Here is a 26,069-nt window from a genome sequence, read left to right as displayed (position 1 = left end):
TTGCCGCCTGTTCGTACGTGCCGGGCACCACCGTCCACAGTGTCCACCACGTGCCCAGGCCCCGCCAGCCGAAACGGCGGGCGGGGCCCCGGAAAACGACCTCAGGCAGGCAGATCCACGAGATCCGCCAGCCGTGCGCGGTGCCGGCCCGGCGTGCCGAACGCGAGCTCGTCGCTCTTGGCGCGCTTGAGGAACAGGTGCGCGGGGTGCTCCCACGTCATGCCGATCCCGCCGTGCAGCTGGATCGCCTCCTCCACGGCGTGCACCGCGATCGGCGCGACGCGCGCCTGCGCCACGGCCACCGCGATCGGCACGTCGAAGCCGCCGGCGAGCGCGTCGGCCGCGTACCGCGCCGTCGCGCGCGCGTTCACCAAGTCCGTGTACAGGTTCGCCAGCCGGTGCTTGAGCGACTGGAACCCGCCGACCGGGCGGCCGAACTGGTAGCGGGCCTTGAGGTAGGTGACGGTGGTCGTCAGCGCCCACTCCGTGAGCCCCGTCTGCTCCGACGCGAGCAGCCCCGCCGCCGTGGTCAGCGCGGTGTCCAGCGCCGCCTGCGCGGCCGCGCCGCTCACGACGAGGCGCGCCGCGGCGTGGTCCAGCTCGACGTCGGCCACCCGCCGCGTGAGATCCAGCGACACCAGCTCGGTCACCTGGGCCGCCGAAGCCTCCACCGCGTACAGCCCCGGCCCGTCCGGCCCGGTCGCGGGCACCACGAGCAGCTCGGCCACGGACGCGTCGACGACCGTGCCGGCCCGCCCGCTCAGCGTCCCGTCACCGTTCACGGACACCGTCGCCGGGAAAGCCGCACCCGGCGCGGTCGACAGCGGCACGGCCAGCGCACCCGTCAGCTCGCCCGCGGCGAGCCGGGGGAGCAGCTCGGCCGCGACCGAGCCGCCCGCCGCCAGCAGCGCCGACGTCGCCAGCACCGCACTGCCGAGGAACGGCACCGGCGCCACACTGCGGCCCAGCTCTTCGAGCACCACGGCCGTCTCGCGCGCCGAAGCGCCGTGCCCGCCGAGCTCCTCGGGCACCATCAGCCCGGCCGCGCCGAGGTCGGCGGCGAGCGTCTTCCACAGCTTCAGGTCGTACGGCTCGGCCGTCTCGACGCGCGCCAGCAGCGCGGCCGGCGAGGCCTGGTCGGTGAGCAGGTCCCGCACCGACGCGCGCAGGTCCTCCTCGACGTCGGAGTACAGCAGGTCCGGGGTGGGCAGCTCGCTCATCGCGGCAGGTCCTTCCAGGCGACGTCCTTGTCCACCCGCGGCTCGGACGGCAGCCCCAGCACGCGTTCGGAGATGATGTTGCGCAGGACCTCCGAGGTCCCGCCCTCGATCGAGTTGCCCTTCGCGCGCAGGTAGCGGTAACCCGCCTCGCGCCCGAGGAAGTCGACCTTCTCCGGCCGCCGCAGCGTCCAGTCGTCGTAGCGCAGGCCTTCTTCGCCGAGTAGCTCGATCTCCAGCCCGGTGAGCTTCTGGTTCAGCTCGGAGAAGGCCACCTTCATCGCGGAGCCCTCCGGCCCCGGCGCACCGGCCGTGAGCTGCTGGCGCAGCCGGGAAGCGGCCAGCCGCAGCGACTCGGCCTCCACCCAGTGCTGCACGAGCCGGTCGCGCAGCTCCGGCGTGCGCAGCTCGGGCCGCTCGCGCCAGGTCTTCGAGACCATGCCGATCAGGCCGCCCTCACGCGGCAGAGCGTTGCCGCCGATGGCCACGCGCTCGTTCATCAGCGTGGTCTGCGCGACCTTCCAGCCCTCGCCGACGGCACCGAGCCGCTGCGAGTCCGGGATGCGCACGCCGGTGAGGAACACCTCGTTGAACTCGGCCTCGCCGGTGATCTGGCGCAACGGCCGGACCTCGACGCCCGGCGCGGTCATGTCGCACATGAAGTACGTCATGCCCTGGTGCTTCGGCACGTCCGGGTCGGTGCGCGTGACGAGGATGGCCCACTGCGAGTTGTGCGCGCCCGAGGTCCACACCTTCTGCCCGGTCACGACCCAGTCGTCGCCGTCGCGCACCGCGCGCGTGGCCAGCGCGGCGAGGTCGGAGCCCGCGCCGGGTTCGCTGAACAGCTGGCACCACACCTCCTCGCCCGTCCACAGTGGACGCAGGAAGCGCGTGCGCTGCTCCTCGGTGCCGAACGCGAGGATCGTCGGCGCGGCCATGCCGAGGCCGATGCCGATGCGGCGCGGGTCGTTGTCCGGCGCGCCGGCCGCAGCGAACGCGCGGTCGACCACCGGCTGCAGCGCGCGCGGCGCACCCTGGCCGCCCAGGCCCTCGGGGAAGTGCACCCACGCCAGGCCCGCGTCGTAGCGGGCGCGCAGGAACTCCAGCCGTTCGGTGGTCTTCGGGTCGTGCGCGGCCAGGAACCCGGCCACCTGGGCCCGGAGGTCGTCGGGGGTCATCGGCCGGCCTCCGCCCGGTACTTCTTGAGCTCACGACGCGCCAGCGAGCGCTTGTGCACCTCGTCCGGTCCGTCGGCCAGGCGCAGCGTGCGCACGCCCGCCCACAGCTCGGCCAGCGGGAAGTCCTGGCTCACGCCACCGGCGCCGTGGGCCTGCACGGCTTTGTCGAGGATCCACTCCACCGTGATCGGGGTGGAGATCTTGATGGCCTGGATCTCGGTGTGCGCGCCCTGGTTGCCCACGGTGTCCATCAGCCACGCGGTCTTGAGCACCAGCAGCCGCTGCTGCTCGATGCGCACGCGCGACTCGGCGATCCAGTCCTGCACCACACCGGACTCGGCGATGGGCTTGCCGAACGTCTCGCGCGAGAGCGTGCGGCGGCACATGAGCTCCAGCGCCCGCTCGGCCATGCCGATCGCGCGCATGCAGTGGTGGATGCGGCCGGGGCCCAGGCGGGCCTGGGCGATCGCGAACCCGGCGCCCTCGCTGGCGATGAGATTCTCCGCCGGCACACGCACGTCCTCGAACAACACCTCGGCGTGGCCGCCGTGGTCGCCGTCGGTGTAGCCGAACACGTGCATGCCGCGCTTGATGGTCACGCCCGCAGCGTCGCGCGGCACCAGGATCATGCTCTGCTGCTGGTGCGCGGGCGCGTCCGGATCGGTCTTGCCCATCACGATCATGATCTTGCAGTTCGGGTTCATCGCACCCGAGATGAACCACTTGCGGCCGTTGACCACGTACTCGTCGCCGTCACGGCGGATGCTGGTGGCGATGTTGCGCGCGTCGGACGAGGCCACGTCGGGCTCGGTCATCGCGAACGCGGAGCGGATCTCGCCGTCGAGCAGCGGCTGCAGCCACTGCTTTTTCTGCTGCTCGCTGCCGAACATGTGCAGCACTTCCATGTTCCCGGTGTCCGGCGCGGCGCAGTTGACCGCGGTCGGCGCGAGCCGGGGGCTGCGGCCGGTGATCTCGGCCAGCGGCGCGTACTGCAGGTTGGTCAGGCCCGCGCCGTCCTCACCGGGCAGGAAGAAGTTCCACAGGCCGCGCTTGCGCGCCTCGGCCTTGAGCACCTCGACGACCGGCACCGACGACCAGGGGTTCTCGCGCTCGGCGAGCTGCTCTTCGAAGACCGGTTCGGCCGGGTAGACGTGCGAATCCATGAAGTCGAGCAGCTGTCCGCGCAGCTCCTCGGTGCGCGCGTCGAACGCGAAATCCATGACTACTTCTCCTCTTTGAGCGTCTCGTAGCCGTGCGAGACGAGCGGGGCCACGGCGTCGCCGATGCCCTCGAACCCGGACCCGACGGTCTGGCCCTTGCTGTAGCGGAAGTAGATGCCTTCCAGGATCACTGCGAGCTTGAAGAACGCGAAGCTCACGTACCAGTTGAGCGCCGACACATCGCGGCCGGAGCGCTCGGCGTAGCGGGCGATCACCTCGTCGGTGCTCGGGTAGCCGGGTGCGGAGCTGGCGTTGGACACCATCTGCAGCGACACCTTGTCGCGCTCGGCGTAGGCCACCAGCAGCGCGAGGTCGGTGAGCGGGTCGCCGAGGGTGGACATCTCCCAGTCGAGCACCGCGGTGATGCGGTCGTCGCCGTCCACGAGCACGTTGTCGAGCCGGTAGTCGCCGTGCACGATCGTGGCCGGACCGGAGGTCGGCAGCTTCGCCGCGAGGCTGTCGTGCAGCTCGTCGGCGCCGGGCAGGTCGCGGCTGCGGGAGCCGTCGAGCTGCTTCTTCCAGCGCCGCAGCTGGCGTTCGAGAAAGCCGTCGGGCCGGCCGAAGTCGCCGAGCCCAACCGCTTCCGGGTCCACGGCGTGCAGGTCGACGAGCGTGTCCACGAGCCGGAACCCGATCTCGCGCGTGCGCTCGGTGCCCAGCACAGCCAGCTCGGAGTCGCTGCGGTACGGCGTGCCGGCCACGAACTCCATCACGTAGAACTGCGCGCCGAGCACGTCGGCGTCCTGGCACAGCACGACGGTGCGCGGCACCGGGACCGCCGTGCCGGCCAGGCCGGAGATCACCTTGAACTCGCGCGCCATGTCGTGCGCCGTCGGCAGCACGTGCCCGAGGGGCGGCCGCCGGACGACCCAGCGGTGCGTGCCGTCGCCCACGATGTAGGTGAGGTTCGAGCGGCCGCCCTGCACCACCTCGGCGGTCAGCTCACCCGTGACCAGGCCGGGCCGCTGCTCGTCGAGGTAGGCGCGCAGGCGGGCCAGGTCGAGTCCTGGCGGGTCGGACGGGGTCATCGGGCCTCCTCGGGGGTCACCGGGCCACGCTACCGACTAGTCGGTATGTCGTACAGCCGCCGGCCCGGGTGTCCCCGGGCCGGGTGCCTCTCGTGTGGTCAGGCGGGTTGTCGGGCAGTTCCGTCAGGCGACGGTGTCAGGTGGGTCGGGCAGGTCAGGCGATCATGCGGGCGACGAACTCGGCGACGCAGGCCGGCTTGGCCTCGCCGTCGATCTCTACGGTCCACCGCACCACAGCCTGCTTGCCACCGGGCACGTCTGTCACCTCGAGCAGGTCCGCGCTGCCGCGCACCTTCGCCCCGACCTTCACCGGCTGCGGGAACCGCACCTTGTTGAGGCCGTAGTTGATGCCCATCTTCAGGCCGTCGACGCGGTAGACCTGCGAGCCGAAGTGCGGCAGCAGTGACAGCGTGAGGAATCCGTGGGCGATGGTGGTGCCGAACGGTCCCGCCGCGGCCTTCTCGGTGTCGAGGTGGATCCACTGGTGGTCGTCGGTGGCGTCGGCGAACTGCTGCACCCGCTCCTGCGTGACGGTGAGCCACTCGCTCTCGCCGAGGCGCTCGCCCGCCGCGGCGGCGAACTCGTCGACGTTCGTGAACACGCGCATGGCCATCAGTCCTTCGGTCCGCCGGCGACGTAGATGACCTGACCCGAGACGAAGCCCGCGCCCTCGCTCACGAGGAACGAGGTCAGGTGGGCGATGTCGTCGGGCGTGCCCACCCGCTGCACCGGGATCTGAGAGGCGGCCGCCTTCTTGAAGTCCTCGAAGTCCATGCCGAGGCGCTCGGCGGTGGCCGCGGTCATGTCCGTGGCGATGAAGCCGGGCGCGATCGCGTTGGCGGTGACGCCGAACTTGCCCAGCTCGATGGCGAGGGTCTTCGTGAAGCCCTGCATGCCGGCCTTGGCGGCGGAGTAGTTGACCTGGCCGCGGTTGCCCAGCGCCGAAGTGCTGGACAGGTTCACGATCCGGCCCCACTTCTCCTGCGTCTGGTACTTCTGCACCGCGCGCGTCATGAGGAACGAGCCCTTGAGGTGCACGCCGAGCACGGAGTCCCAGTCGTTCTCGGTCATCTTGAACAGCAGGTTGTCGCGCGTGATGCCGGCGTTGTTGACCAGCACGGTGGGCGCGCCGAGCTCCTCGGCGACACGGGTGACGGCAGCCTCGACCTGGTCGGCGTCGCTGACGTCCAGCGAGACGCCGACGGCCCGGCCACCCTCGGCCACGATCGCCTCGGCGCCCTGCTTCACCGCGGACTCGTCGAGGTCCAGCAGGCCGACGGCGAACCCGTCGGCGGCGAGGCGACGGGCGACGGCGGCACCGATGCCGCGGCCGGCTCCCGTCACGATGGCAACCCGGGCGGGGGAATCGGTCACGAGGACCCTCCTCAACGTTGAGAAACAGAGATCGGGCACGCAGTCTGCGCGCTAAGCATCCGCTTAGGGAACATACCCGGGGGGCTCCCGGCGGGCCACTGTGACCGGCCTCATGTTCGCCCGGACGAGCGCAGGCTGGGCCGAGAAGGCGCCGCGAGCTGCTCGGTCGTCGCTGGATCGTCGGTGAGGAGGTGCGGGTCAGGACCGGAACCGGGTGATCTTCGCGAGGTGGCGTTCGCGGGTCTCGTGGTCCTCGACGCCCTGGTCGGTGCCCTGGGCGAGGCACAGCACGCCGACCTTGCCGTTGTGCTGGTTGGTGTGGACTTCCTGGACCGCCTGGCCGATCCGGTCGAGCGGGTACACCGTGGACAGCGTCGGGTGGATCATGCCCCGGGTGATGAGCCGGTTCGCTTCCCAGGCTTCGCGGTAGTTGGCGAAGTGGGTGCCGACGATGCGCTTGAGACGCATCCAGAGGTGCCGGTTGTCGTAGACGTGTTCGTAGCCCGAGGTGGAAGCGCAGGTGACGATCGTGCCGCCGCGACGGGCGACGTAGACGCTGGCACCGAAGGTTTCGCGACCGGGGTGCTCGAAGACGATGTCGGGGTCGGTGCCGCCGGTGAGGTCGCGGACCAGGGTGCCGAACCGCTTCCACTCGCGGGGGTCCTGCACGTTTTCCTCCGGCCAGAAGCGGAATCCTTCGGCCTTGCGGTCGATCACCAGCTCGGCTCCCATGGCGCGGACGAGCTCCGCCTTGCGGGGGCTGGACACGACGCACACCGGGATGCCGCCGCCGTTGAGCACGAGCTGGGTGGCGTAGGAGCCGAGGCCGCCGGCCGCGCCCCAGATCAGGACGACGTCGCCCTGTTTCATGGTGGCGCCGTTGCGGGAGACGAGCTGCCGGTAGGCCGTCGAGTGCACCAGGCCGGAGGCGGCGGCCTCTTCCCAGGTCAGGTGGCCGGGCTTCGGCATGAGCTGGTTCGCCTTCACCAGCGCGAGTTCGCCGAGGCCACCGTAGTTGGTCTCGAACCCCCAGATGCGCTGCTCCGGGTCGAGCATCGAGTCGTCGTGCCCGTCGGGGTCCGTGAGCTCGACGTTCAGGCAGTGCGCGACGACGCGGTCGCCGGGCTTGACCGAGCGGACCGCCGCCCCGATGCGCAGGACCACGCCGGACAGGTCGGAACCCACGACGTGGAACGGCTGGTCGTGCTTGCCGGCGCCCGGCACGGTCCTGGCGTAGCGCTGGAGGAAACCGAACGTGGGCAACGGCTCGAACAGCGCGGTCCACACCGTGTTGTAGTTGACGCTGCTGGCCATCACCGCCACCAGGACTTCGTCGGGCCCGACCTCGGGGGTGGCGACCTGCTGGACGTGCAGCGCCTTGGCCGGATCCTTGTCCGCGGTGGCCATGCCCTCGAACATGTCCGACTCCGCGGCGAGAACCACGGCGGCGCGGTAGCTCTCCGGCACGGGCACCGAACCGATCTCGTCGGCGGAAATGTTCTCGGCCGTGACGGCCGCGACGATCTGTTTCACCGTGTTCCTCCGGGTCCTTCGCCGTGGACGATCTGCTCGCGCAGGGCAGCCAGCACCTCGCGCAGCCGCTGGGCGGCCTGGTGGTCGATGAGGTGCCCGTCGCGGTCGAAGCGGTCGTGCGCGGCCGACACGAGCAGTTCCGGCCCGCTCAGCACGCGGTGGCCGTACCCGGCCAGCAGCTGCCGCAGCGCAACCTGCCCTCGTACGGTGCCGAAACCGCCGGGCGAGACGCCGATGACGGCGACGTCCTTGCGAAGCAGCGGAGTGCTCATCGCCGGACGGACGAGCCAGGCGAGCGCGGTGCGCACGACCTCGGGCACCGCGAACGCGAGTTCCCCGGTCGCGATCAGGAGCCCGTCGGCCTTCGCCACCGCCGCGCGCAGATCGCGCGCGGCCGGCGGAAGCCGGCTCTCGGTGTCCTCGTCGCGGTCGTAGCGCGGCACCTGCGCGAGTCCTTCGTGAATCTCGATCGTGACGCCGGCGGGCGCGAGCCCACGCGCCGCGTGCAGCAGCGCGGTGTTCGGCGAGCCGGCCCGCCCGCTGCCCGACATCGCGAGGATGCTGACGTCGTCCTCGGAACCCGTGGTGCTCATCTCGGCAACGCGTCCGAGATCGCCCGGATCAGCTGGGGCGCCCGGTCGTTGAGGTAGAAGTGCCCGCCCGGGTGGGTGGTCACGGTCGTGCGGCCGGTGGTGTGGACCTGCCACGACTCGGCCTCCTCGAACGAGACCTTCGGGTCGGTTTCCCCGACGTGCACATGGATCGGCGCCGCGATCGGCCCGGTTCCCGCCCAGCGGTAGGTTTCCGCGGCGCGGTAGTCGCTGCGGATGGCCGGGAGGATCATGCGCAGCATCTCCTCGTTGCCGAGGATCTGCGCGTCGGTGCCGCTGAGGCTGCGGATCTCCGCGAGCAGCCCGTCGTCGTCCCGCTGGTGGACGGTTTCGTCACGGCGGCGCGACGGCGCCCGTCTGCCGCTCGCGAACACCACGATCGGGACCACGTCGCGGGCTTCCAGCCGGCACGCGACCTCGAACGCCACCGACGCGCCCATGCTGTGCCCGAAGAAGGCCATGGGCCGGTCGCGGTAGCGCAGCAGCGGGGCCACGAGCGCGTCGGCGAGCTCACCCACGCTGTCCAGGCACGGTTCGGAGCGCCGGTCCTGGCGGCCCGGGTACTGCACGGCGATCACGTCGACGCCGGGCGAGAGCGCCTTCGACACGGGGAAGTAGAAGCTCGCCGAACCGCCGGCGTGCGGGAAACAGACCAGTTGAACCGCGGCTTCCGGAGCGGGGTGGTACCTGCGCGTCCAGAGTTCGATGTCCACGTCGGGAGACACGACAGGCTCCTTCGATCCGGCCGGGGCGTCCGCCACCGGGTCCGGGGCCGATCGTCGGACGGCGCCGACAGCCTGGGCAACCCCTATCCGCAGGACGGCCTTTCCGCCCGCCGAGCGGCGGAATCCGGCGCCGCGACTTGGTCAACTGCGGGGCGCGTTAGGGGTGTGCGCCGTGGTGGGCCGGGAGCACGCTGGACTCGGGTACCGGTCTGGATGTTCCGAGCGGGTTCGACGCGCGTCGGCGTGATCGACGGCGACCAGGCGACGCAGCCGGCAGGTCGCCTAGACGCGCCGGCGGGAAACCGTCGCGCGCGCCCGTTCGCGGTCGTCGGGTGGAGGGGATGACGCGTGAACGCGTTCGATGCGAATCCGGTGTTCGCCGCAGTGGCGCCTCGTGCGGGCCGGGGGTGGTCGGCACCGCGGTGCCGGGCCCGGCCGGAAGGGCGCGAGGGCCGGACAGGCCGGTCGTGCTGAACCTTCCGGAGTCGGCCTTCGTGTCGGATCTGCCGGTGCGGGCCACGGAGACCTTTCCCGAGGCGTTGCGCCGTCTGCGAAAACGGGCCGGCATGACCCAGCAGGAGCTGGCCGACTTCGCCACGTTGAGCGTGCGCGCCATTCGCAACCTCGAACAGGACCGGGTGCGTCGGCCGCGCGCGGAGACGGTGAAGCTCCTCGCGGACGCGCTGCGGCTGCCGGCGGAGGACCGGCGGCTCCTGGAAACCCTGGCGCGGGGCGGCGATGTCGTGGCCGAGCCGCCGCCGTACCCGCCGTTGCGGCTGGCCGAGCCGCGCCCGCGCGACGGCGAGATCCACTTCCTGGCCCGGTTGCTCGTCGAGGCGCGGCGCCGCAAGCTCGTGTCGACCGAGTGCGGCGGTGCCGAATCCCGCGGCGAGACCGTGATCGCCGCGACGCGGGGCGACGGGACCGACGGCGAGTGGCGGGTGCTGTGGGTGGTCTCCACCCCGGATCCCGGCGCGGACGACGGCACCGGGACGTCACGATGACGAACGCCGGTGCGGCCGAACTTCCGCGCCTTGTGCCCGCTCAACTGCCGGTCCGGCCGAATCGCCGTCGCTACGTTGGAAACAGCGGCCGATCGCGGGCGGATCCCTCGGCGCGGCCGACGCGGCAGGAGCCTCGTGTGCCCGGCTGCCGACCAAAGTGGGTCCGCGGGGCCGGATCGGCGCGCGGACGCGCCTGACCACTCGACCTCTGAGGTGTGATCATGGTGGTGCCGACAGCCGGGCTGGCCGACGTCTCGCTCCGAGAGGTCTGGACCAGCATGGCGGTGGTCAGCGAAGCCCAGGAGTTCCGCCCGGTGCCGAAGGTGGGCGACGGCTTCGCCCGGGCGTTGCGGATCGTGCACGACGCACTGCTCGGGCCGAGCGGCGGGGCCGGCCGGCCGGTCCCCTCAGCCGGCGCGATCTTCCCATACGACGTCCTGGTGCTGACTGACGAGCCGGGCTCCGCTCCGGGTCTTTTCCGCGTCGACGCGGTGCGCCGCGCCTGTGTGCGGCTGCTTCTGCCGGCTCCGGCCCTGCGCGCAGTGGTCCAGGCCATGCCGCGGGCGGCCGGTGTGACCCGTGACGTGTGGGCGATCCTGCTGTCCCGGCCGTGGCTTTCGGTGCGCAAGTACGGGCCGCGCGGGTACCTCTACGCGCAGCTCGACACCGGGCACGCCGCGACCAGCCTGCTGGGTGGCGCACTGGCGACCGGCCCCGCGGAGCTGCACCTGAAACTCGCGCGCCGGCAGATCCAGAAGGCGTTGTGGGGACTGCTGCCGTTTCGCGAGCCGCACTCGGTGCTGGCCATCGGCCCGGCGCCGGTCGAGGCCGGACCCGACCCGCTGCCGGTGGTCGAACCACTGCACGCGGTGCGGACCGACTCCCACGGCGATCTCGAGCGCTTCGGCTGGGCGATGCTGCCGGACGGACTGGCCACCGGCGCCGACACCCCCGGCACCTCGGCGGCGGTCCCGACGTCCGTGGTCCCGGGCGCCGGGCCGGGGATCCCGGCGGGGGACTGGCTGAGGTGGACCCGCGCGAGGCGGTCCTGCAACCAGTTCCGGGCCCGGCCCGTCGCCGGCTCCGCCCTGTCCGACGCGCTCGGCGCGCTCGGCACCAGGCTGGTCACCGACCTCGACGGCGCGCCGTCGGAGCTGCGCCTGACCCTCGTGGTCACCACAGACGAGGTCGCCGCCGCGTGTCGCGCGGCCTGGCGCGGCACGGGCGTGGACGTCGTGGTGTCGGCGCCGGCCGACGACCCCGACCACATCCGCCGGCTGTGCATGGGGCAGCGCCACCTCGGTGGCGCGAAGGCGTTCCTGGTGTGCCATGTGGACGGACGGACCACCCTCGGCCTTGGCAGCACCCAGGTTTTCCGCGAAGCGCTCTTCCGCGCCGCCGCGGCGGCGCACCTCGTCTACCTCGGCGCCGCACGGGCCGGGGTGGCGGTGACCTCCGTCGGCGGCTACGACATCGACGGCTGGCGGCTCCTGGCGGGCCTGGGACCGGACGACGAACCGGTGTACCTGATGGCACTCGGCGAGGACGGTGCCGGTCGCGTCAAGCAGGACCGCGCCGCGATCGCCTACGCCCACGGTGAATGAGACGAGAGGAGCCGAGGACATGACCGTGCTCGACCAGGTGCTCACCGAGCACTTCGCCCGCCACCGTGACGCCGCCCTGGTCGCGGACACGCGGGGCGTGCTCACCGGGGCCGAGCTGGCCGGCGCTGCCGGGCGCTTCGCGGCGGAAGCCGCCGCCTGGTGGAACGGCACCGGTGCCACCCGCCGTGACGGCAGGGTCCGGGTGCTCGTGTCGGCCGCGAACTCCGCGGCCTACGTCGCCGCCTACGCCGGGATCCTGCACGCCGGCGCGGTTCCGTTCCTGATCGACCCGGCGCTGGGCGGCGACGAGTTCACCAGCGTGGTCGAAAGCTGCGGGATCGACGTCGTGCTGCACGACCGCGATCTGCCCGCGACAGCGCGACCGGGCGCCCGCACGGAGCTCGGCGGCTTCCGGCTCACCGAGGTCGCCGGCGGTCCGCGGCCGGAGCTGCTCGCCGGCACCGAGGTCTGCCGGTTCACCTCCGGCACCAGCGGGACGCCGAACTGCATCGAGTTCTCCGGCACCGCGGTCCACAACGCCGCCGTCGCCTGGAAGGAGGCGACGGCACTGGCACCCGCCGACCGGGTGCTGTGCTTCGCCGGTCTGTTCAACGGGTTGGCCTACAACACTTCCCTGCTCGCCTCGATCCTCGCCGGCGCGTGTCTGTGGCTGCCGTCGGGGCTGCCCAGCGCCGGGCACGTGACCAGGTTCCTCCGTGAGCTCGCCCCGACCCGGCTGGTGGGGTTCCCTGCGCTGTACGAAGCGTTGCTGCGCAAGGAAGGCGAGGTGCCCGAGCTCGCCGGGGTCCGGGTGGCGCTGTCCTCGGCCGCGCCGCTGAGCGAGCAGACCGCCCAGGACCTGCTGCGGCGCCACGGCCTGGCCGTCTCGAACTACTACGGGATCGCCGAGGCCGGGCCGCTGACCTTCGACCCGGTACCCACCCCGGAGGGTGGGCTCGGCCTGCCTCTGCCCGGCGTGCGGTTCCGGCTCGACGACGGCGAGATCAAGGTGCGCAGTGAGTCGATGGGGTCGCGGTACCTCAACGTGCCCGGCGCGTTCGAACGCAAGGTGGGCGCCGACGGGTTCTACGCCACCGCGGACGAGGGCTTCTTCGACGACCGGGGCAGCTTGCACCTGCGCGGCCGGGTCGGCAAGGCGCTGAACATCGCCGGGCGCAAGCTCGACGGCGAGGAGATCCGCCGGGTGGTCCTCGACGCGGGGTGCGCCGACGCCGTCGTCTTCGCCGACCGCAAGAACAACGGCGACCCCGTTCTCGTGGCGGTGGTCGCCGGTGCCGGGGCGCCGGACGAGCGCGCGCTGCGCTCGTGGTGCCACGCGCGGCTGGCCGCGCACAAGGTGCCCGAGCGGTTCGTGCGCGTCGAGGCGATTCCCCGTACCAGCCTCGGGAAGCTGCGGATGGCCGCGGTCCAGGAGTTGTTCCACGAGGCCATCGCGACCTCGCCAGCACGGTGACAAGGAGAAAGACACGATGCCGGACGCCCAGGAGATGTACACCAGCGTCGCGAACCTCGTCGCGGAGTCGAGCGACGGCGTGATGACGGCGGCCGACGCCACGCGCCCGGGCCACACCCTGGTCGAGCTCGGTCTCAGCTCGCTCGCGTACCTGCGCCTGATCGACGCGATCGAAAACCGCTACGGGGTCTACATCGACCTCGAGGAGGCGGCCGGGAAACTGGGCACCGTCGAGCAGATCGTCGACTACATGGTGAGTCAGGGCGCGGTCAGTGGCGCTTGATCCGGCCGGCGACCTGACGGTCGGCATCGTCGGCGTGACGGGCCGGCTCGGTTCGCGGATCGCGAGCGAGTGCGCCGCGCAAGGCATCCCGGTGGTGCTGCGGGCCACCCGCGACGGCTGGAGCCAGGACGCCGTGCCATCGGTGGTGATCGACGCCGGTACCGCCGAGGCGCTGCCCGAGACCACGCGGTTCTGCGCGCGCCACGGTGCCGCGCTGGTCGAATGCGTGTCGGCACTGGGCCAGGACGGCCCGGCGCTGCTCGACCGGCTGGCCGAGCGGGTCGCCGTGGTGCGCGCCGTGAACCTCTCCGTGGGGCACTGGCTCCAGCGCCACCTCGTCGCCACCGTCGCGCGGATCGCCGGCGCGCTGCCCGCGACGCCGCGCGCGGCCGTGCTGGAACGGCACACGCCAACCAAACGCGACCGGCCGAGCGCGTCCGCGCTCGCCCTGGCCGGGGTCTGGCGCGACGGCGGGCAGCCGCCGGTCGACGAAGTCGTGTCGCTGAGGGCCGGCCACCCCGTCAGCGAGCACACCGTCCGGCTCGACCTGGAGGACGAGTCACTCGAGCTGCGTCACGACGTTCGCGATCTGCGCGCGGCCGCGTTCGGCGCCGTGACCGCGGCCCGCTGGGCGCACACCGCGGAACCGGGACTGGTTCCGCTGCAGCACCTGTTCGATCGGCTGTTCCTCGAGGAGACAACGTGACCACCACCGACAAACCCGCACTCTCGCGTGAGCTCCGCCCGGTCGACCTGCGGATGCGCGTCCTGGTGTCCCTGGCGGCGCGGTCGCTGTCGCTCGGCGGTCACGACGACTTCAACCAGGGGCAGGTTTCGGCGCGCCTGCCCGGCGCGGACTACATGCTGATCAAGGGCGCCGTGCGCGGTTTCGACGAGTGCTGCCCCGACGACGTCATCGTCGCCCCGATCGACCACCGGATCGCCGCGCACCCGATGGCGCCGCCGGAGCTGCCGCTGCATCAGGCCGTGTACTCGGCCCGGCCGGACGTCAACGCGGTCGTGCACAGCCACGCGCCGCACACGCTGGTGTTCGGGGCCACGGACCTCGAGATGCGCCCGGTTTCCCACGACGGCGCCTACTTCGAGCACCGGTTGCCGAGGTTCACGATGGTCACCAACACCATCCTCGACATCGAAACCGGGCTCGGTGTCGCCGAGGCACTGGGCGACGCCCCGGCGGTGTTGCTACGCAACCACGGTGGTGTCGTCGTGGGCGAGTCGATCAAACACGCGACGGTGCACGCGCACACGCTGGAGCGCGCGTGCGGGCTCCAGCTGATCGCCGAGCAGCAGCCGGGCGGTTACCACTGGTCCCCGCCGAAGGACGTCGAGGCGAAGCGCGAGTACATCTACGCGGACCTGTCCGTGCGGTCGTACTGGGACTACTGCGTCAGCAAGGTGAAGCGCACCTGGCCGGAGGCCCGGACATGGTCGTGACCCCCTGCTTCGCGACCGAGGAGCAGGCCGAGCTCCACACGGTGGTGGCGAAGTTCGCCCGCGACGAGCTGCCGGCGCGGGCCGGCGAGGCGGAGGAAGCGGCGCGCTTCCCGCGAGAGCTCGTCCGGCACGCGCTCGGCCTCGGCGTCGCGGCTGTGCCGTTCGACGCGCGGTGGGGCGGCGGCGGGCAGCCGTACGTCTTTTTCCTCCAGCTGCTGGAAGAACTGGCCCACGGCTGGTTCGCCGTGGCCGAATCCGTGCACCTGCAGGTCCTCGCCTCCCACGGCCTCGCCGCGTTCGGCACCGAGGAGCAACGCGAGAGCGTGCTCACCCGGTTGCTGACCGGCGAGCTGCTGGGCGCCACCTGCATGTCCGAGGCTGCGGCCGGCTCGGACCTCGGCGCCGTCGCCACCCGCGCCGAGCTCGCCGGCGAGGCGTACACCTTGTCGGGCACCAAGTCCTGGGTGAGCCACGGCGGGGTCGCCGACGTCTACAACGTCTACTGCCGCACCGGCTCGGGAACCGGGCTGGCCGGGCTTTCGTGCCTGCTGGTGGACGCGACGGCCGACGGGGTGCACCCCCAGCGGCACGAACGCAAGATGGCGGTGAACACCGTGCCCACGGCGCAGATCGTGTTCGACGACGTCCGGGTGCCGGCGGGCCGGCTCGTCGGGCGGCGCGGCCGCGGCATGCTGGTCGCGGCCCACGTGTTCGACCACGGCCGGCTCGGCATCTCGGCGTGCGCGGTCGGCCTCGCGCAGGCCGCGCTCGACGAGGCCGTGGCGTACGCGAAGCAGCGCACCGAGTCCGGCCGGCCCTTGATCGCCGCCCAGGGCACCGCGTTCCTGCTGGCCGACCTGGCCACGCAGGTCGCCGCCGCGCGGGCCCTGCTGCACGCCACCGCCCGCCTCAAGGACACCGGACGGCCGTTCTCCACCGAGGCGGCCAAATCCAAGCTCTTCGCCACCGACACCGCCGTGCGGGTGACCACCGACGCGATGCAGGTCCTCGGCGATGACGGCTACACCCGCGACTTCCCGCTCGAGCGGTACCTGCGGGAGGCCAAGCTGCTCCAGATCATCGAAGGCACCAACCAGATCCAGCGCAACGCCGTCGCGGCGAGCCTGTGACCCGCCCGTACCCCGAGAGGAAAGCCATGTCTTCGTTGCGTTTCGGTGCCTTCATGTCGCCCCTGCACCCCGTCGGGGAGGATCCCACTCTGCTGCTGCAGAGAGATCTCGAAATCGTCCAGCGGCTGGACGAGCTGAACTACGACGAGGTCTGGATCGGTGAGCACCACTCGTCCGGCTGGGGATCCATTTCCTCCCCGGAGGTCGTCCTCGCCGCCGCCGCCGAGCGCACCCGCCGGATCCGCGTGGCCACCGGGGTCACGGCGCTGCCCTACCACCACCCGTTCATGGTGGCCGAGCGGGCGGTGCAGCTGGACCACCTGACACGGGGCCGGTTCATGCTCGGGGTGGGAGCCGGCTCGGTCATCGGTGACATGCACATGATGGGCGTCGCGCCCGCCGACACCCGCCGCCGCACGGAACAGTCCCTCGAAGTGATCGTGCGGCTGCTGCGCGGGCACGTCGTCACCCACTCCACCGACTGGTTCGCCCTGGCGGACGGCCGGCTGCAGCTGCAGCCGTTCACCCCGGGCGGGTTCGAGATCGCCGTGGCGAGCGCCGCGTCGCCGTTCGGCATGCGCCTGGCCGGGCGGCTGGGTGTCTCGGCCCTCTCGCACGCGGCGCCGCCGTGGGGCGCGATGCGCGCGGGGCACGGGATCGGCGTGGAGAAGCTGGCGGGGCAGTGGCAGCACCTCGCCGAAGCGGCGGACGCGGCGGGCCACGAGGCGTCGCGCTCGAGGTGGCGGCTCGCCGTCCCGGTCCACGTCGCGCACTCCCGCGACGAAGCCGTCGAGCAGGTGTACGGCGGCTGGCTGCGCCAGCGCGTGGAGCTGTGGACGGAAACGATGGGCATGCCCATGGGGCGCGGGGATGCTGCGGCCCGCAAGGCATTCGAGTCCACGGTCGACGCCGGCGGTATCATTCTCGGCGACGTGGACGACTGTGTCGCAGGTGTTCAGAAGCTGCAGGAAGCCAGTGGGGGATTCGGAACTTTGCTGCTGTCGATCCAGCATTGGGCCCGCCACGAGCACACCGTGGAAAGCCTCGACCTCTTCGCCCGCCACGTCGCTCCCCGCTTCACCGGTTCCGCCGAGGGCCTGCGCGCCGCGCAGAGCTGGGCGGCGGCCAGCAAGGCGATTTTCCAGCGGGAGAACCACGAAGCCCGCACCCAGGTGACCAGCGGACAGGAGACCGCCCGATGACGCAGGTCGAACCGAAGGCCCCAGGCCGTACCCGCATCGGGCGGGACCTCTGGATCCTCACGTTCTGCCAGTTCCTCTACTACGGCGGCACGAGCGTCGACCTGACCCTCACGGCCGTCGTGGGCCTGCACCTGGCCCCCACCCCGGCACTGGCGACGGCGCCGCTGACCGCGATGACGACGGTCGCGGTGATCGCCTCGTACGGGACCGGTGTGCTGGCCGCCCGGTTCGGCCACCGGCAGGTGCTCGCCGTCGGCGCGTTCCTCGCCGTGGTCGGCGGGCTCGTCTCGGTCTACGCCACCATCACCGGGTCCTTCTGGGTGCTCTGCGCCGGCACCGCGATCGTCGGCCTGTACAAGGCGACGGGCGGCTACTTCCGGTACCTGGCCACGGATCTCGCACCCGAGCACCAGCGGGAGCGGGCACTGAGCATCGTGCTGACCGGCGGCGTGCTGGCGGCGATCATCGGCCCGCTCGCGGCCACCTGGGCCAGCGACCTGTTCCGGGCCGAGTTCGCGGGGTCCTACCTCCTGGTGGCCATCCTCGGTGCCGTGACGGTGCCACTGGTGATGGCGGTCCGCAGCCCCGCGCGGCGGCGCGCGGCCACCGCAGTTGCCGCTGCCGCCACCACGGCCGCGGCCGTGGTGCAGGTTCGCGTGCGCGAGGTGGTCCGCACCAGCAACTTCATCGTCGCGTTCGCGCTGCTGGCGGTGTCGGGCGGGGTGATGACGCTGCTGATGGCCGTCGGGCCGATCGGCAGCGAGCACGCCGGGCACACCCTCGGCGAGGGCGCCATGGTGATCCAGTGGCACCTGATCGGCATGTTCGCGCCGTCACTGATCAGCGGCAAGCTCGTGTCCCGCTGGGGCGCCGACCGCACCGGCCTCATCGGCGCCGCGGTGCTGCTCGCGGGTGCGGTCGTCGGCGCGTCCGGCCTCGGCCTGACCGCCTTCACGGTGTCGCTCGGCCTCGTCGGCGTGGGCTGGAACCTGCTCTACGTCGCGGGAACCGCGTTCGTGATCCGCACCTACCCGGCCGGCGGCGGCGGGCGGGTGCAGGGGGTCATGGAGGCGACGACCGCCGTCGTGTCGGGTGCGGCTTCCTTCTCCGCCAGCCCGATCTTCCTGTCGCTGGGCTGGCAGGGCACCAACGTCGCCGCGGGTCTGTTCCCGCTGGTGCTCGTGATCGCCATGGTTTTCGTGTACCGCAACGGTCGCCGGCAGAAGGCGCTCGAACCGCAACTCGGCTGACGGGAAGCGAAAGGGGCTCGCGGAGGTTCCGCGAGCCCCGTTCGCCGTTCGGCCGTCAGGCCGGGAAACGCCGGCCGTGCAGGAGCGCGTGCATGCCGAGCAGCACACCGCGGACGTGCTCGGCCGTGGTGTCCCTGGCTCGCAGGCGGAACGTGACACCCGCCTTGCCGTGGTCGATGGCGCGCAGGTAGAAACGCGGGCCGATGGCGTGGAACGGCTCGGCCCAGGTGATCCGCGGCTCCGTGTCGTCGAGCGGGTCGATGGCTGCGTCGGTGGTGAAGAAGTTGAACGACCACACGGATTCCGGTTCCGAGCCGGCCTCGGTGACGCGCGTCCGCAGCTCGGCGACGCGGTCGAGGTCGTAGACGCCGAGGCGGTAGGCCTGGAGGCCGAGCTGGTTGACGCGGACGACCACGTCGTCGAACGGTTCGCCCGGCCCTGCGTCGACCTGGGCCGGCGCCCAGGAGTTCAGCGACGTGACGTACTGCTGCAGGCGCGCGGAAAACCGGTTGGAGGAGATCAGCCGGACCGGCAGCGACCACGTGTCGTGGACGTGGCCGGCAGCGACCAGGTACGCGCTCAGCAGCACCGAAGAGAGCGACACGCCCAACCGGTCGGCCGTCTCCTGTGCGGCCACCCGGGCGGTCTCCGAGCTGAGCGCGGCGAGCAGCACGGGGGAGTCGTGCTCGGCGAACGGCCCGCCGCCGGCGCCGGCCGGCGCGGGGGTGGCGTAGGTGGCTGTGAGCATGCGTTCCCAGTGCCGCAGCGCGGCGTCGTGCTTGGCGCGGAACTTCTCGGAGCGCTGCTCGTTCGCGAGGTCCACGAGGTGGTAGGCGGCCTCGGCCGGCGCGGGTGCTCCCGGGCCGGTGAGCTCGGCCAGCACCTCCTCGCACAGCAGCCGGCGGCTGAACGCGTCGGCGGTGATGTGATGGTTGGCGAAGACGATGTGGCCGGCACGGAACCCGTCGGTCACGATTCTCGCCCGCCAGCTGAAGTCGCTGCGCAGGTCGAACGGTTCGCGCGCCGCCTCGTCGGCCACCTCGCCCAGCTCGGCCCGTTCGGCGGTGACGACCTCGACGTCGAGCGGCCCGCCCGGTGCGTTCACGGTCTGCGTGGGGTTCTTCTTGTCGGTGAGGTCGTAGGTGGTCCGCAACGAGTCGTGCCGGGCGGCGACGACGTCGAACGCGGCGCGGACCCGGTCGGTGCTCACCGGGACCGGAACCGGCCACAGCTCGGCGCCGTTCGGCTCGTGCCACCGGTGTCTCGGGTGGAACTCGACGTCACGCCAGCAGGAAAGCTGTCCGAACGTCAAGGGCCCGGTCAGGGTTCCGGATGGTTTCATGGTGTCCTCGTGGTCGTCGAATCTCCCTCGCCTGTTCATTGATAGCGCGGCAGCCGGGTCCCGGGCGGCAGCTTGGCGCACGGATAACTGCCGCCGGAGTGCCCGCCTTGCTGCCGGATGGTGCGGCGGCGCCGAACCTAGATTTTTCAGGGTGCGTAGCTCATCCGGTGCCGACGAGTTCGAGCCCGCTCTAGTCGGCGAAGGCGCCCCGGGCGCCGAATGGCAGTCGATCGCGCTGGCCACCCGGCTCCCGTGTGGGGTGCCGGGCGAAAGAGCGTGGCTGGGCGCTTGGGCGATCGCACTGGGCGCCACCCTGGGCCGCACCGAGGTCTGCTTCGGCGCAGGCGAGGACACCGTGTTCGCCCACCTCGATCCCGACCGCACGGTGGCCGAGCTGCTCACCGGTCTGGACCATCGCAGTGGACACAGGAAAGGGCGCTACGACACGGCTTTCGGGGAGAGCGGCGACAAGGACGTGGTCGTGGTCGTCGACCGGGGTGTGCTGCGCCACCGCACGGACGCCGCCCGGGCCCGGTCGCTGGCCGTGCGTCTCGAACTCGCACTGGCGGCCGTCGTCACCACCCCCGGCGCCCGCCTGCGGGAGCTCGACCTGCTCACCCGGCAGGAACGCGAAGATGCGCTCGTGGGCTGGCAGGGCGAGGTCGTCGAGCTGCCGGCCACGACGCTGCCGGACCTGATCACCGAGACCGTCCGGCGTGTGCCCGCCGCGACCGCGCTGCGTTTCGAGGGTGCCTCGGTCACCTACGCCGAGCTGGCGGCGCGCGCCAACCGGCTGGCTCACCACCTGAGCGCGCTCGGGGCCGGGCCGCGAAGCGTGGTGGCGGTGGCCGTCCCGCGGTCGGTGGAGCTGGTCGTCGCCCTGCTGGCGGTGCACAAACTGGCCGCCGCCTACCTGCCGCTCGACCGCGACCACCCGCGCGAGCGGCTGGCGACGGTGCTCGAGGAGGCGCGGCCCGCAGTGGTCCTGACCACCGGCCCGGAGGCCGATCTGCCGGACGGTCACCCGGTGCTGGCGCTGGACGACCCCGCCGTGGTGGCCGCGCTCGAGGCCGAACCTGAGACACCTCCGTCGATCCGCGTGGCCGGGGACGACCCGGCCTACGTCATCTACACCTCCGGGTCGACCGGGCGGCCCAAGGGTGTCGTGGTCACCCACGCGGCGATCGTGAACCGGTTGCTGTGGATGCAGTCGCGCTACCCGCTCACCGAGTCGGACCGGGTCGTGCAGAAGACCCCGATCACCTTCGACGTGTCGGTGCCGGAACTGTTCGGCCCGCTGATCGCCGGCGCGGTGCTCGTGCTCGCGCGCCCGGGCGGGCACCGGGATCCGGCCTACCTCGCCGGGCTTTTCACCGGTGAAGGTGTGACGTGCGCACATTTCGTGCCGTCGATGCTCCAGGTCTTCCTGCAGGACCCGGCAGCCGCGCGCTGCGCCTCGCTGCGCCGGATCTCCTGCAGCGGCGAAGCGCTGTCTCCGCAGACCCGGGACCGGTGCCTGGCGCTGCTCGACGTGCAATTGCTGAACCTTTACGGGCCGACGGAGGCCGCGGTCGAGGTGACCTACTGGGACTGCGGCGGCGACGAGCCCGGCGCACCGGTGCCGATCGGGCTGCCGGTCTGGAACACGAGGCTGTACGTGCTGGACGCGGTGTCCCGGCCCGTCCCGGTGGGAGTTCCCGGCGAGCTGTACCTCGCGGGCGCCCAGCTCGCCATCGGGTACCTCAACCGTCCGGACCTGACCGAGGAACGGTTCGGCTCCGATCCGTTCGGTCCGCCGGGCAGCCGCATGTACCGGACCGGTGACGTGGTCCGCCGGCACGCCGACGGAGTGGTCGAGTACCTCGGGAGGGCCGACGACCAGGTGAAGATCCGCGGCTTCCGCGTGGAGCTCGGCGAGGTCGAGTCCGTGGTGCGGCGGGCGCCGGGGGTGGTTCACGCCGCCGTCGTCGTGCGCCCGGACCGGTTCGGTGAGCCGCGGATCGTGGCCTACCCGGTATCCGCCGGTGGTGTCCTCGACGTGGCGGCGCTGCGCGCGTTCGTCGCGGGCGTGCTGCCCGACTACATGGTGCCCGCTGCGTTCGTCCGGCTCGACGAATTGCCGGTGACCGCCAACGGCAAGCTGGACCGCAAGCGGCTGCCCGAACCGGCCGCCGTGGCGACGGGCGCCGGCGGCAGTGCGCGGACCGAACGCGAGGCACAGCTGTGCCGGCTGTTCTCCGACGTGCTCGAACTGCCGGGGATCGGTGTGGGGGACGACTTTTTCGCGCTCGGCGGGCAGTCCCTGCTTGCCGTGCGGCTGCTGAGCCGGATCCGGACCGTGCTGGGCGCCGACCTCGACCTGGCCACGGTGTTCGACGCGCCGACCCCGGCGGAGCTCGCACGTGCCCTCGATGCCGCGGCCCCCCGGCCGGAGCGCCGTGCGTTGCGGCCGGCCTCCCGACCGGAGCGTGTTCCCCTTTCCGCGGCCCAGCGGGGGATGTGGTTGCTGAACCGGTTGGAGGGCCCCAGCGCCACCTACAACATCCCGCTGTCGTTGACCCTGCGCGGCCCGCTCGACGTGACGGCGCTCGGGGCGGCACTGCGGGAACTGGTGACCCGGCACGAGATCCTGCGCACCGGCTACCGCGAGATCGACGGCGCGCCGGTCCAGGTCGTGCGGGAGCCCCGGATTCCGCTCGACGTTGTGCGCGCCGAGCCGGCGGGGCTGGCCGACCGGGTGCGCGTCGAAGCGCGGCGGCCGTTCGACCTCACACGCGACCCGGTCGTCCGGGCGACCTTGTTCGCGGTCACCGAGGAGCACCACGTGCTGCTGCTCGTCGTGCACCACATCGCCGGCGACGGCTGGTCGATCCGCCCGATCGCCGACGATCTCGCCGCCGCGTACCTTTCCGAAGTGGACGGAGTACCCGCGTCGCGGCCACCGCTTCCGATTCAATACGCGGATTACGCGCGCTGGCAGGCGGAAACGCTCGAACCGGTGCTGGCGGAGCAGCTGTCCTATTGGGAACGCCGGCTTGCCGGAGCGCCGGCCGAACTCGCCTTGCCTGCCGACCGGCCGCGGCCGGCAGGCGGGGAGAGTTCGGCCCACCGGGCTGGCCTGGTCGAGTTCACCGTGGACGCCACCGTCACCGGCCGGCTGCGCGAGCTCGCAACCCGGCATCGGGTCACGCTGTTCATGGTCCTGCACGCGGGCCTCGCCGCGCTGCTCACCCGGCTCGGCGCGGGCGAAGACCTGCCGATCGGCTCGGTGGTCGCGGGCCGGCCGGACGAGGCGCTGGAGGAGCTGGTCGGCTTCTTCGTCAACACCCTCGTCCTGCGGACCGACACCAGCGGGAACCCGGGGTTCGGCGAGCTGCTCGACCGGGTCCGGGAGGCGGACCTGGCCGCGTTCCGATACCAGGACGCGCCGTTCGACCTCGTCGTCGAACGGCTCAACCCCCCTCGCCCGCCGGGCCGGCACCCGCTGTTCCAGACGATGCTCGTGCTCCAGAACACCGCGACGGCCGGGTTCGGCGCGGGCGCGCTGACCGGCGAGGTCGAGGAACTCCCGGTCGGCGAAGCGAAGTTCGACCTGTGCGTCACCTTCACCGAGCACTCGACCGGGCTGGCGGCGGTGCTCGAATACGCCACAGACCTGTTCGACGAGGAGACCGCGGACCTGCTCGCGACCGCCCTGCGGGACGTGCTGGCCGAGCTGGCCACCGCTCCGGACACTCGGGTCGGTGAACTGGCCGTGCCCGAGGAACTCGTCGGCCGCGGCACACCGCCGGCCGCGGAACCGGCCGGCACGGCGGCGGTCGTCACGGGACCGCCACGCACCGCGCAGGAGGAGCTCCTGCTGGCCGCGTTCCGGGACCTGCTCGGCCGGCCCGACATCGACCTGGGCGGCAACTTCTTCGAGTTCGGCGGGTACTCGCTGCTCGCCGTCCGCCTGGTCAGCCGGGTGCGCGCCGTGCTCGGCGTCGACCTGACGGTGCGGCAGCTGTTCGAGACTCCGACTGTCGCGGGCCTCGCGGGCTACCTGCGGGGCGCGTCCGGGCCCAGCCGGCCCGCGCTCACCCGGCAGCCGGCCGAGCCGGACCAGATCCCGCTTTCTCACGCACAGCAACGGCTTTGGTTCCTCAACCACGTGAGCGGGCCGACCGGCACGTACAACGTGCCCTGGGCGTTCCGCGCCCGCGGCCCGCTCGACCTGGCCGCCCTGCGCGCCGCGGTCCGCGACGTGGTCACGAGGCACGAGCCGCTGCGCACGGTCTTTCCCGACGTGGCCGGTGTGCCCGCGCAGCGGCTGCTCGATCCCGGTGAGGTCACCGTGGCCGTGGTCGACGGGGACGCCGACCTGGTCTTCCGGCAGCACGCCGGGCGCGGGTTCGACCTCGCGGTGGACGCACCCCTGCGGGTGACGGTGATCGTGGTGGCACCGGATGAGCACGTCGTGCTGTTCGTGATGCACCACATCGCGGTCGACGGCTGGTCGTTGAACGTGCTCGCGCGTGACTTCGCCACCGCGTACCGGGCGCGGCTCGGCGGCCGGGCGCCAGGCTGGTCCGAGCTGCCCGTCCGATACGTCGACTACACCGCCTGGCAGGACCGGCTGGACACCACCGAGGGGCTCGCCTACTGGCGGCGCGCGCTGGCCGGGTCGCCGGACACGATCGCGCTGCCCACGTCCGGGGACCGACCGGACGCGCCGGCCGGGGAGGTCCGCTTCGCGCTCGGCACCGGTGCCCACGCCGGTCTGCAGGAGCTGGCCCGGGCGCACGGCGTGACGCTGTTCATGGTGCTGCAGGCCGCGGTCGCCGTGGTGCTCACCCGGACCGGGTCGGGCACGGACCTCCCGATCGGCACCGCCGTCGCGGGCCGTGCCGACGACGCGCTGGCCGACCTCGTCGGCTTCTTCGTCAACACCCTCGTGCTGCGCGTGGACACCTCCGGCGAGCCGTCGTTCGCCGGGTTGCTCGAGCGGGTGCGCGAGGTCGACCTCGCCGCCTACGTCCACGAGGATCTTCCGTTCGACCGGCTCGTCGAGGCGCTCAACCCGGCCCGGTCGGGCACGAACCAGGCGTTGTTCCAGGTCAGCGTGGTGCTCAACGAGGGCGATCCGCTGCCCCCGCGGCTGCCCGGACTCGTCGTGACGCCCGGGCCCGAGGCGGGCCCGACGGCGAAGTTCGACCTGGCCTTCACCTTCACCGAGCGGGACGGCTTGGCGGGCCTCGTGGAATACAGCACGGGCCGCTTCGACGCCGCGACCGTCACGGTGCTGGCCGAGTGCGTGAGCGCCGTGCTCGAAGCGGTGCTGCGCGCACCGGACGTGCCGATCGGCGAGATCGACCTGCCGAGGCTGCCTGCGCGGGCTGCCGGGCCGGTGACGCGGCAGCGGACGGCCGGCCCCGAGGTGATCGCCGACCCGGAGGTGACCGAGGCGCTGCGCCGCCTGTTCGCCGACGTGCTGGAACGCGCGGACGTGGACCCGCACGACAACTTCTTCGAGCTGGGCGGCTATTCGCTCACCGCCGCCCGGCTGGTGGGCACGATCCGCCGGTCGCTGGGCACGGACGTCGCCGTACGGACCCTCTTCGAGGCGCCGACCCCGGTCGCGCTGGCCGCGCGGCTGGGTGCCGACCGCCGGACCGAACGGGCGAGCTCGCTCGAGCCCGTGTTCGCCTTGCGTGCCACCGGATCCGGAACCCCGCTGTTCTGCGTGGCCCCGGCGGCGGGCATCGGCTGGGTCTACTCCGGACTGCTGGGGTGGCTCGGGGCAGGCAACCCGGTGTTCGCGCTGCAGTCGCGAGCGCTCGGGGAACCCGCGGCGCTGGGCGAGAGCGCCGAGGAGATCGTGGCCGGTCACCTGGCGCGGATCCGGGCGGTGCGGCCGCACGGGCCGTACGCCTTGCTCGGCTGGTCGTTCGGCGGCGCGGTCGCGCACCGGCTGGCGGCCCGGCTGCAGGCCGAGGGCGAGGTGGTCGAACTCGTGTCCATTATGGATGGTTACCCGGCGCTTACCGGCCGGCCCCGGGATCCGCAAGACCCTGAGCTGATCGGCGAGCTGCTGGCCTCATTGGGGCTCGACGAGGGCTTGCCGGGACAGGATTTCGTGAAGATCGTGTCCCATGAGGACAGTCCGCTCGCCGGGCTGCCCGAGGACGTCGCGCGCCGCCTGCCGGCCGTCTTCGCCGGCAACGTCGCGGTGGCGGGCCTGCCCGACGACGCGCCGGTCTACACCGGCCCGGTGCTGTTCTTCCTGGCCACCGAGGGCCGCGACGAGACGTTCCCCGAACCGGCCGACTGGGCGCCGTACGTGGCCGGGGAGTTCGAGGTGTGCGAGGTACCGGTGGCCCACGGTGAGCTGACGTCGCCCGCCGCGCTCGCCGTGGTCGGCCCGGAACTCGCGCGGCGGCTGCGCTGACGGCGAAGG

Annotated in this window: 20 protein-coding genes; 10 read left to right on the top strand and 10 right to left on the bottom strand. The window is 72.3% G+C overall.

The genetic code is table 11. The features are described from left to right. Positions 1 to 101 precede the first annotated feature (101 nt). The 9 genes from AB0H62_RS40815 to AB0H62_RS40775 all read right to left on the bottom strand — a co-directional run bounded on the left by AB0H62_RS40815 (position 102) and on the right by AB0H62_RS40775 (position 8,886). Positions 102 to 1,220, bottom strand: coding sequence for an acyl-CoA dehydrogenase family protein (locus AB0H62_RS40815; RefSeq protein ID WP_220238812.1), 1,119 nt, complete (start codon positions 1,218 to 1,220; stop codon positions 102 to 104). Beyond that, entirely contained in the window at positions 1,217 to 2,395 is a 1,179-nt protein-coding gene (locus AB0H62_RS40810; protein ID WP_360591926.1) for an acyl-CoA dehydrogenase family protein, read from the bottom strand. The genes AB0H62_RS40815 and AB0H62_RS40810 overlap by 4 nt, the downstream gene beginning before the upstream one ends. Further along, entirely contained in the window at positions 2,392 to 3,615 is a 1,224-nt protein-coding gene (locus AB0H62_RS40805) for an acyl-CoA dehydrogenase family protein (protein ID WP_360591925.1), read from the bottom strand. Before AB0H62_RS40805 ends, AB0H62_RS40810 begins: the two co-directional genes overlap by 4 nt. Before the next feature lie 2 nt (positions 3,616 to 3,617). Further along, positions 3,618 to 4,643, bottom strand: coding sequence for a phosphotransferase family protein (locus AB0H62_RS40800; protein WP_360591924.1), 1,026 nt, complete (start codon positions 4,641 to 4,643; stop codon positions 3,618 to 3,620). A 154-nt stretch (positions 4,644 to 4,797) separates the two neighbouring features. Then, the gene (locus tag AB0H62_RS40795; protein ID WP_360591923.1) at positions 4,798 to 5,250 is read right to left on the bottom strand and encodes a MaoC family dehydratase; all 453 of its coding nucleotides are present in this window, start codon (positions 5,248 to 5,250) and stop codon (positions 4,798 to 4,800) included. A gap of 5 nt (positions 5,251 to 5,255) precedes the next feature. Continuing rightward, positions 5,256 to 6,017 (bottom strand): 3-oxoacyl-ACP reductase FabG, encoded by a 762-nt coding sequence (fabG, locus tag AB0H62_RS40790; RefSeq protein WP_220238817.1) that lies wholly within the window; start codon positions 6,015 to 6,017, stop codon positions 5,256 to 5,258. 198 nt (positions 6,018 to 6,215) lie between these two features. Further along, positions 6,216 to 7,550: a crotonyl-CoA carboxylase/reductase gene (gene ccrA / locus AB0H62_RS40785; protein ID WP_360591922.1), complete on the bottom strand. Its 1,335-nt coding sequence runs from the start codon at positions 7,548 to 7,550 to the stop codon at positions 6,216 to 6,218. After that, positions 7,547 to 8,143 carry an NADPH-dependent FMN reductase gene (locus tag AB0H62_RS40780; protein WP_360591921.1) on the bottom strand — a complete coding sequence of 199 codons (597 nt, stop codon included), beginning with the start codon at positions 8,141 to 8,143 and terminating at the stop codon, positions 7,547 to 7,549. The genes ccrA and AB0H62_RS40780 overlap by 4 nt, the downstream gene beginning before the upstream one ends. After that, positions 8,140 to 8,886: an alpha/beta fold hydrolase gene (locus AB0H62_RS40775; protein ID WP_220238820.1), complete on the bottom strand. Its 747-nt coding sequence runs from the start codon at positions 8,884 to 8,886 to the stop codon at positions 8,140 to 8,142. The genes AB0H62_RS40780 and AB0H62_RS40775 overlap by 4 nt, the downstream gene beginning before the upstream one ends. A 467-nt stretch (positions 8,887 to 9,353) precedes the next feature. On the opposite strand from AB0H62_RS40775, the gene AB0H62_RS40770 reads away from it, so the two are divergent. The 9 genes from AB0H62_RS40770 to AB0H62_RS40730 all read left to right on the top strand — a co-directional run bounded on the left by AB0H62_RS40770 (position 9,354) and on the right by AB0H62_RS40730 (position 18,291). Further along, positions 9,354 to 9,890 carry a helix-turn-helix transcriptional regulator gene (locus AB0H62_RS40770; protein WP_360591920.1) on the top strand — a complete coding sequence of 179 codons (537 nt, stop codon included), beginning with the start codon at positions 9,354 to 9,356 and terminating at the stop codon, positions 9,888 to 9,890. Between the two features lie 221 nt (positions 9,891 to 10,111). After that, a complete protein-coding gene (locus AB0H62_RS40765) occupies positions 10,112 to 11,494 on the top strand; it encodes a nitroreductase family protein (RefSeq protein ID WP_360591919.1) in 1,383 nt (460 codons plus the stop codon). 19 nt (positions 11,495 to 11,513) lie between these two features. Beyond that, the gene (locus AB0H62_RS40760) at positions 11,514 to 12,968 is read left to right on the top strand and encodes a class I adenylate-forming enzyme family protein (RefSeq protein ID WP_220238822.1); all 1,455 of its coding nucleotides are present in this window, start codon (positions 11,514 to 11,516) and stop codon (positions 12,966 to 12,968) included. A gap of 16 nt (positions 12,969 to 12,984) precedes the next feature. Further along, positions 12,985 to 13,251, top strand: a complete 267-nt coding sequence (locus AB0H62_RS40755; RefSeq protein ID WP_220238823.1) for an acyl carrier protein — start codon at positions 12,985 to 12,987, stop codon at positions 13,249 to 13,251. Next, positions 13,241 to 13,957, top strand: coding sequence for a dihydrodipicolinate reductase C-terminal domain-containing protein (locus AB0H62_RS40750; protein ID WP_360591918.1), 717 nt, complete (start codon positions 13,241 to 13,243; stop codon positions 13,955 to 13,957). The genes AB0H62_RS40755 and AB0H62_RS40750 overlap by 11 nt, the downstream gene beginning before the upstream one ends. Further along, positions 13,954 to 14,709 carry a class II aldolase/adducin family protein gene (locus AB0H62_RS40745; RefSeq protein ID WP_220238825.1) on the top strand — a complete coding sequence of 252 codons (756 nt, stop codon included), beginning with the start codon at positions 13,954 to 13,956 and terminating at the stop codon, positions 14,707 to 14,709. The genes AB0H62_RS40750 and AB0H62_RS40745 overlap by 4 nt, the downstream gene beginning before the upstream one ends. Further along, a complete protein-coding gene (locus AB0H62_RS40740; protein ID WP_220238826.1) occupies positions 14,700 to 15,839 on the top strand; it encodes an acyl-CoA dehydrogenase family protein in 1,140 nt (379 codons plus the stop codon). The genes AB0H62_RS40745 and AB0H62_RS40740 overlap by 10 nt, the downstream gene beginning before the upstream one ends. 26 nt (positions 15,840 to 15,865) lie before the next feature. After that, on the top strand, positions 15,866 to 17,041 hold the full coding sequence (locus tag AB0H62_RS40735) for an LLM class flavin-dependent oxidoreductase (protein WP_360591917.1): 1,176 nt from the start codon (positions 15,866 to 15,868) through the stop codon (positions 17,039 to 17,041). Further along, positions 17,038 to 18,291, top strand: coding sequence for an MFS transporter (locus AB0H62_RS40730; protein ID WP_220238828.1), 1,254 nt, complete (start codon positions 17,038 to 17,040; stop codon positions 18,289 to 18,291). Before AB0H62_RS40735 ends, AB0H62_RS40730 begins: the two co-directional genes overlap by 4 nt. A 55-nt stretch (positions 18,292 to 18,346) precedes the next feature. Here the strand turns inward: AB0H62_RS40730 and AB0H62_RS40725 are convergent, their stop codons facing one another. After that, positions 18,347 to 19,633, bottom strand: a complete 1,287-nt coding sequence (locus AB0H62_RS40725) for a condensation domain-containing protein (RefSeq protein WP_360591916.1) — start codon at positions 19,631 to 19,633, stop codon at positions 18,347 to 18,349. A gap of 151 nt (positions 19,634 to 19,784) precedes the next feature. On the opposite strand from AB0H62_RS40725, the gene AB0H62_RS40720 reads away from it, so the two are divergent. After that, positions 19,785 to 26,060: an amino acid adenylation domain-containing protein gene (locus AB0H62_RS40720; protein ID WP_360591915.1), complete on the top strand. Its 6,276-nt coding sequence runs from the start codon at positions 19,785 to 19,787 to the stop codon at positions 26,058 to 26,060. The last annotated feature ends 9 nt before the right edge of the window (positions 26,061 to 26,069 follow it).

It is taken from the genome of Amycolatopsis sp. NPDC050768 (genome assembly GCF_040654155.1).
Classification (GTDB): Bacteria; Actinomycetota; Actinomycetes; order Mycobacteriales; family Pseudonocardiaceae; genus Amycolatopsis.
Note: the sequence above shows the minus strand (reverse complement) of the source record. Positions and strands in the feature narration are given on the sequence as shown.

Bases quoted from the DNA above. Each gene is read 5' to 3' on its own strand.
- AB0H62_RS40815 (WP_220238812.1), bottom strand. From the start codon at position 1,220: ATGAGCGAGCTGCCCACCCCGGACCTGCTGTACTCCGACGTCGAGGAG.
- AB0H62_RS40810 (WP_360591926.1), bottom strand. From the start codon at position 2,395: ATGACCCCCGACGACCTCCGGGCCCAGGTGGCCGGGTTCCTGGCCGCG.
- AB0H62_RS40805 (WP_360591925.1), bottom strand. From the start codon at position 3,615: ATGGATTTCGCGTTCGACGCGCGCACCGAGGAGCTGCGCGGACAGCTG.
- AB0H62_RS40800 (WP_360591924.1), bottom strand. From the start codon at position 4,643: ATGACCCCGTCCGACCCGCCAGGACTCGACCTGGCCCGCCTGCGCGCC.
- AB0H62_RS40795 (WP_360591923.1), bottom strand. From the start codon at position 5,250: ATGCGCGTGTTCACGAACGTCGACGAGTTCGCCGCCGCGGCGGGCGAG.
- AB0H62_RS40780 (WP_360591921.1), bottom strand. From the start codon at position 8,143: ATGAGCACCACGGGTTCCGAGGACGACGTCAGCATCCTCGCGATGTCG.
- AB0H62_RS40765 (WP_360591919.1), top strand. From the start codon at position 10,112: ATGGTGGTGCCGACAGCCGGGCTGGCCGACGTCTCGCTCCGAGAGGTC.
- AB0H62_RS40760 (WP_220238822.1), top strand. From the start codon at position 11,514: ATGACCGTGCTCGACCAGGTGCTCACCGAGCACTTCGCCCGCCACCGT.
- AB0H62_RS40755 (WP_220238823.1), top strand. From the start codon at position 12,985: ATGCCGGACGCCCAGGAGATGTACACCAGCGTCGCGAACCTCGTCGCG.
- AB0H62_RS40740 (WP_220238826.1), top strand. From the start codon at position 14,700: ATGGTCGTGACCCCCTGCTTCGCGACCGAGGAGCAGGCCGAGCTCCAC.
- AB0H62_RS40735 (WP_360591917.1), top strand. From the start codon at position 15,866: ATGTCTTCGTTGCGTTTCGGTGCCTTCATGTCGCCCCTGCACCCCGTC.
- AB0H62_RS40730 (WP_220238828.1), top strand. From the start codon at position 17,038: ATGACGCAGGTCGAACCGAAGGCCCCAGGCCGTACCCGCATCGGGCGG.
- AB0H62_RS40725 (WP_360591916.1), bottom strand. From the start codon at position 19,633: ATGAAACCATCCGGAACCCTGACCGGGCCCTTGACGTTCGGACAGCTT.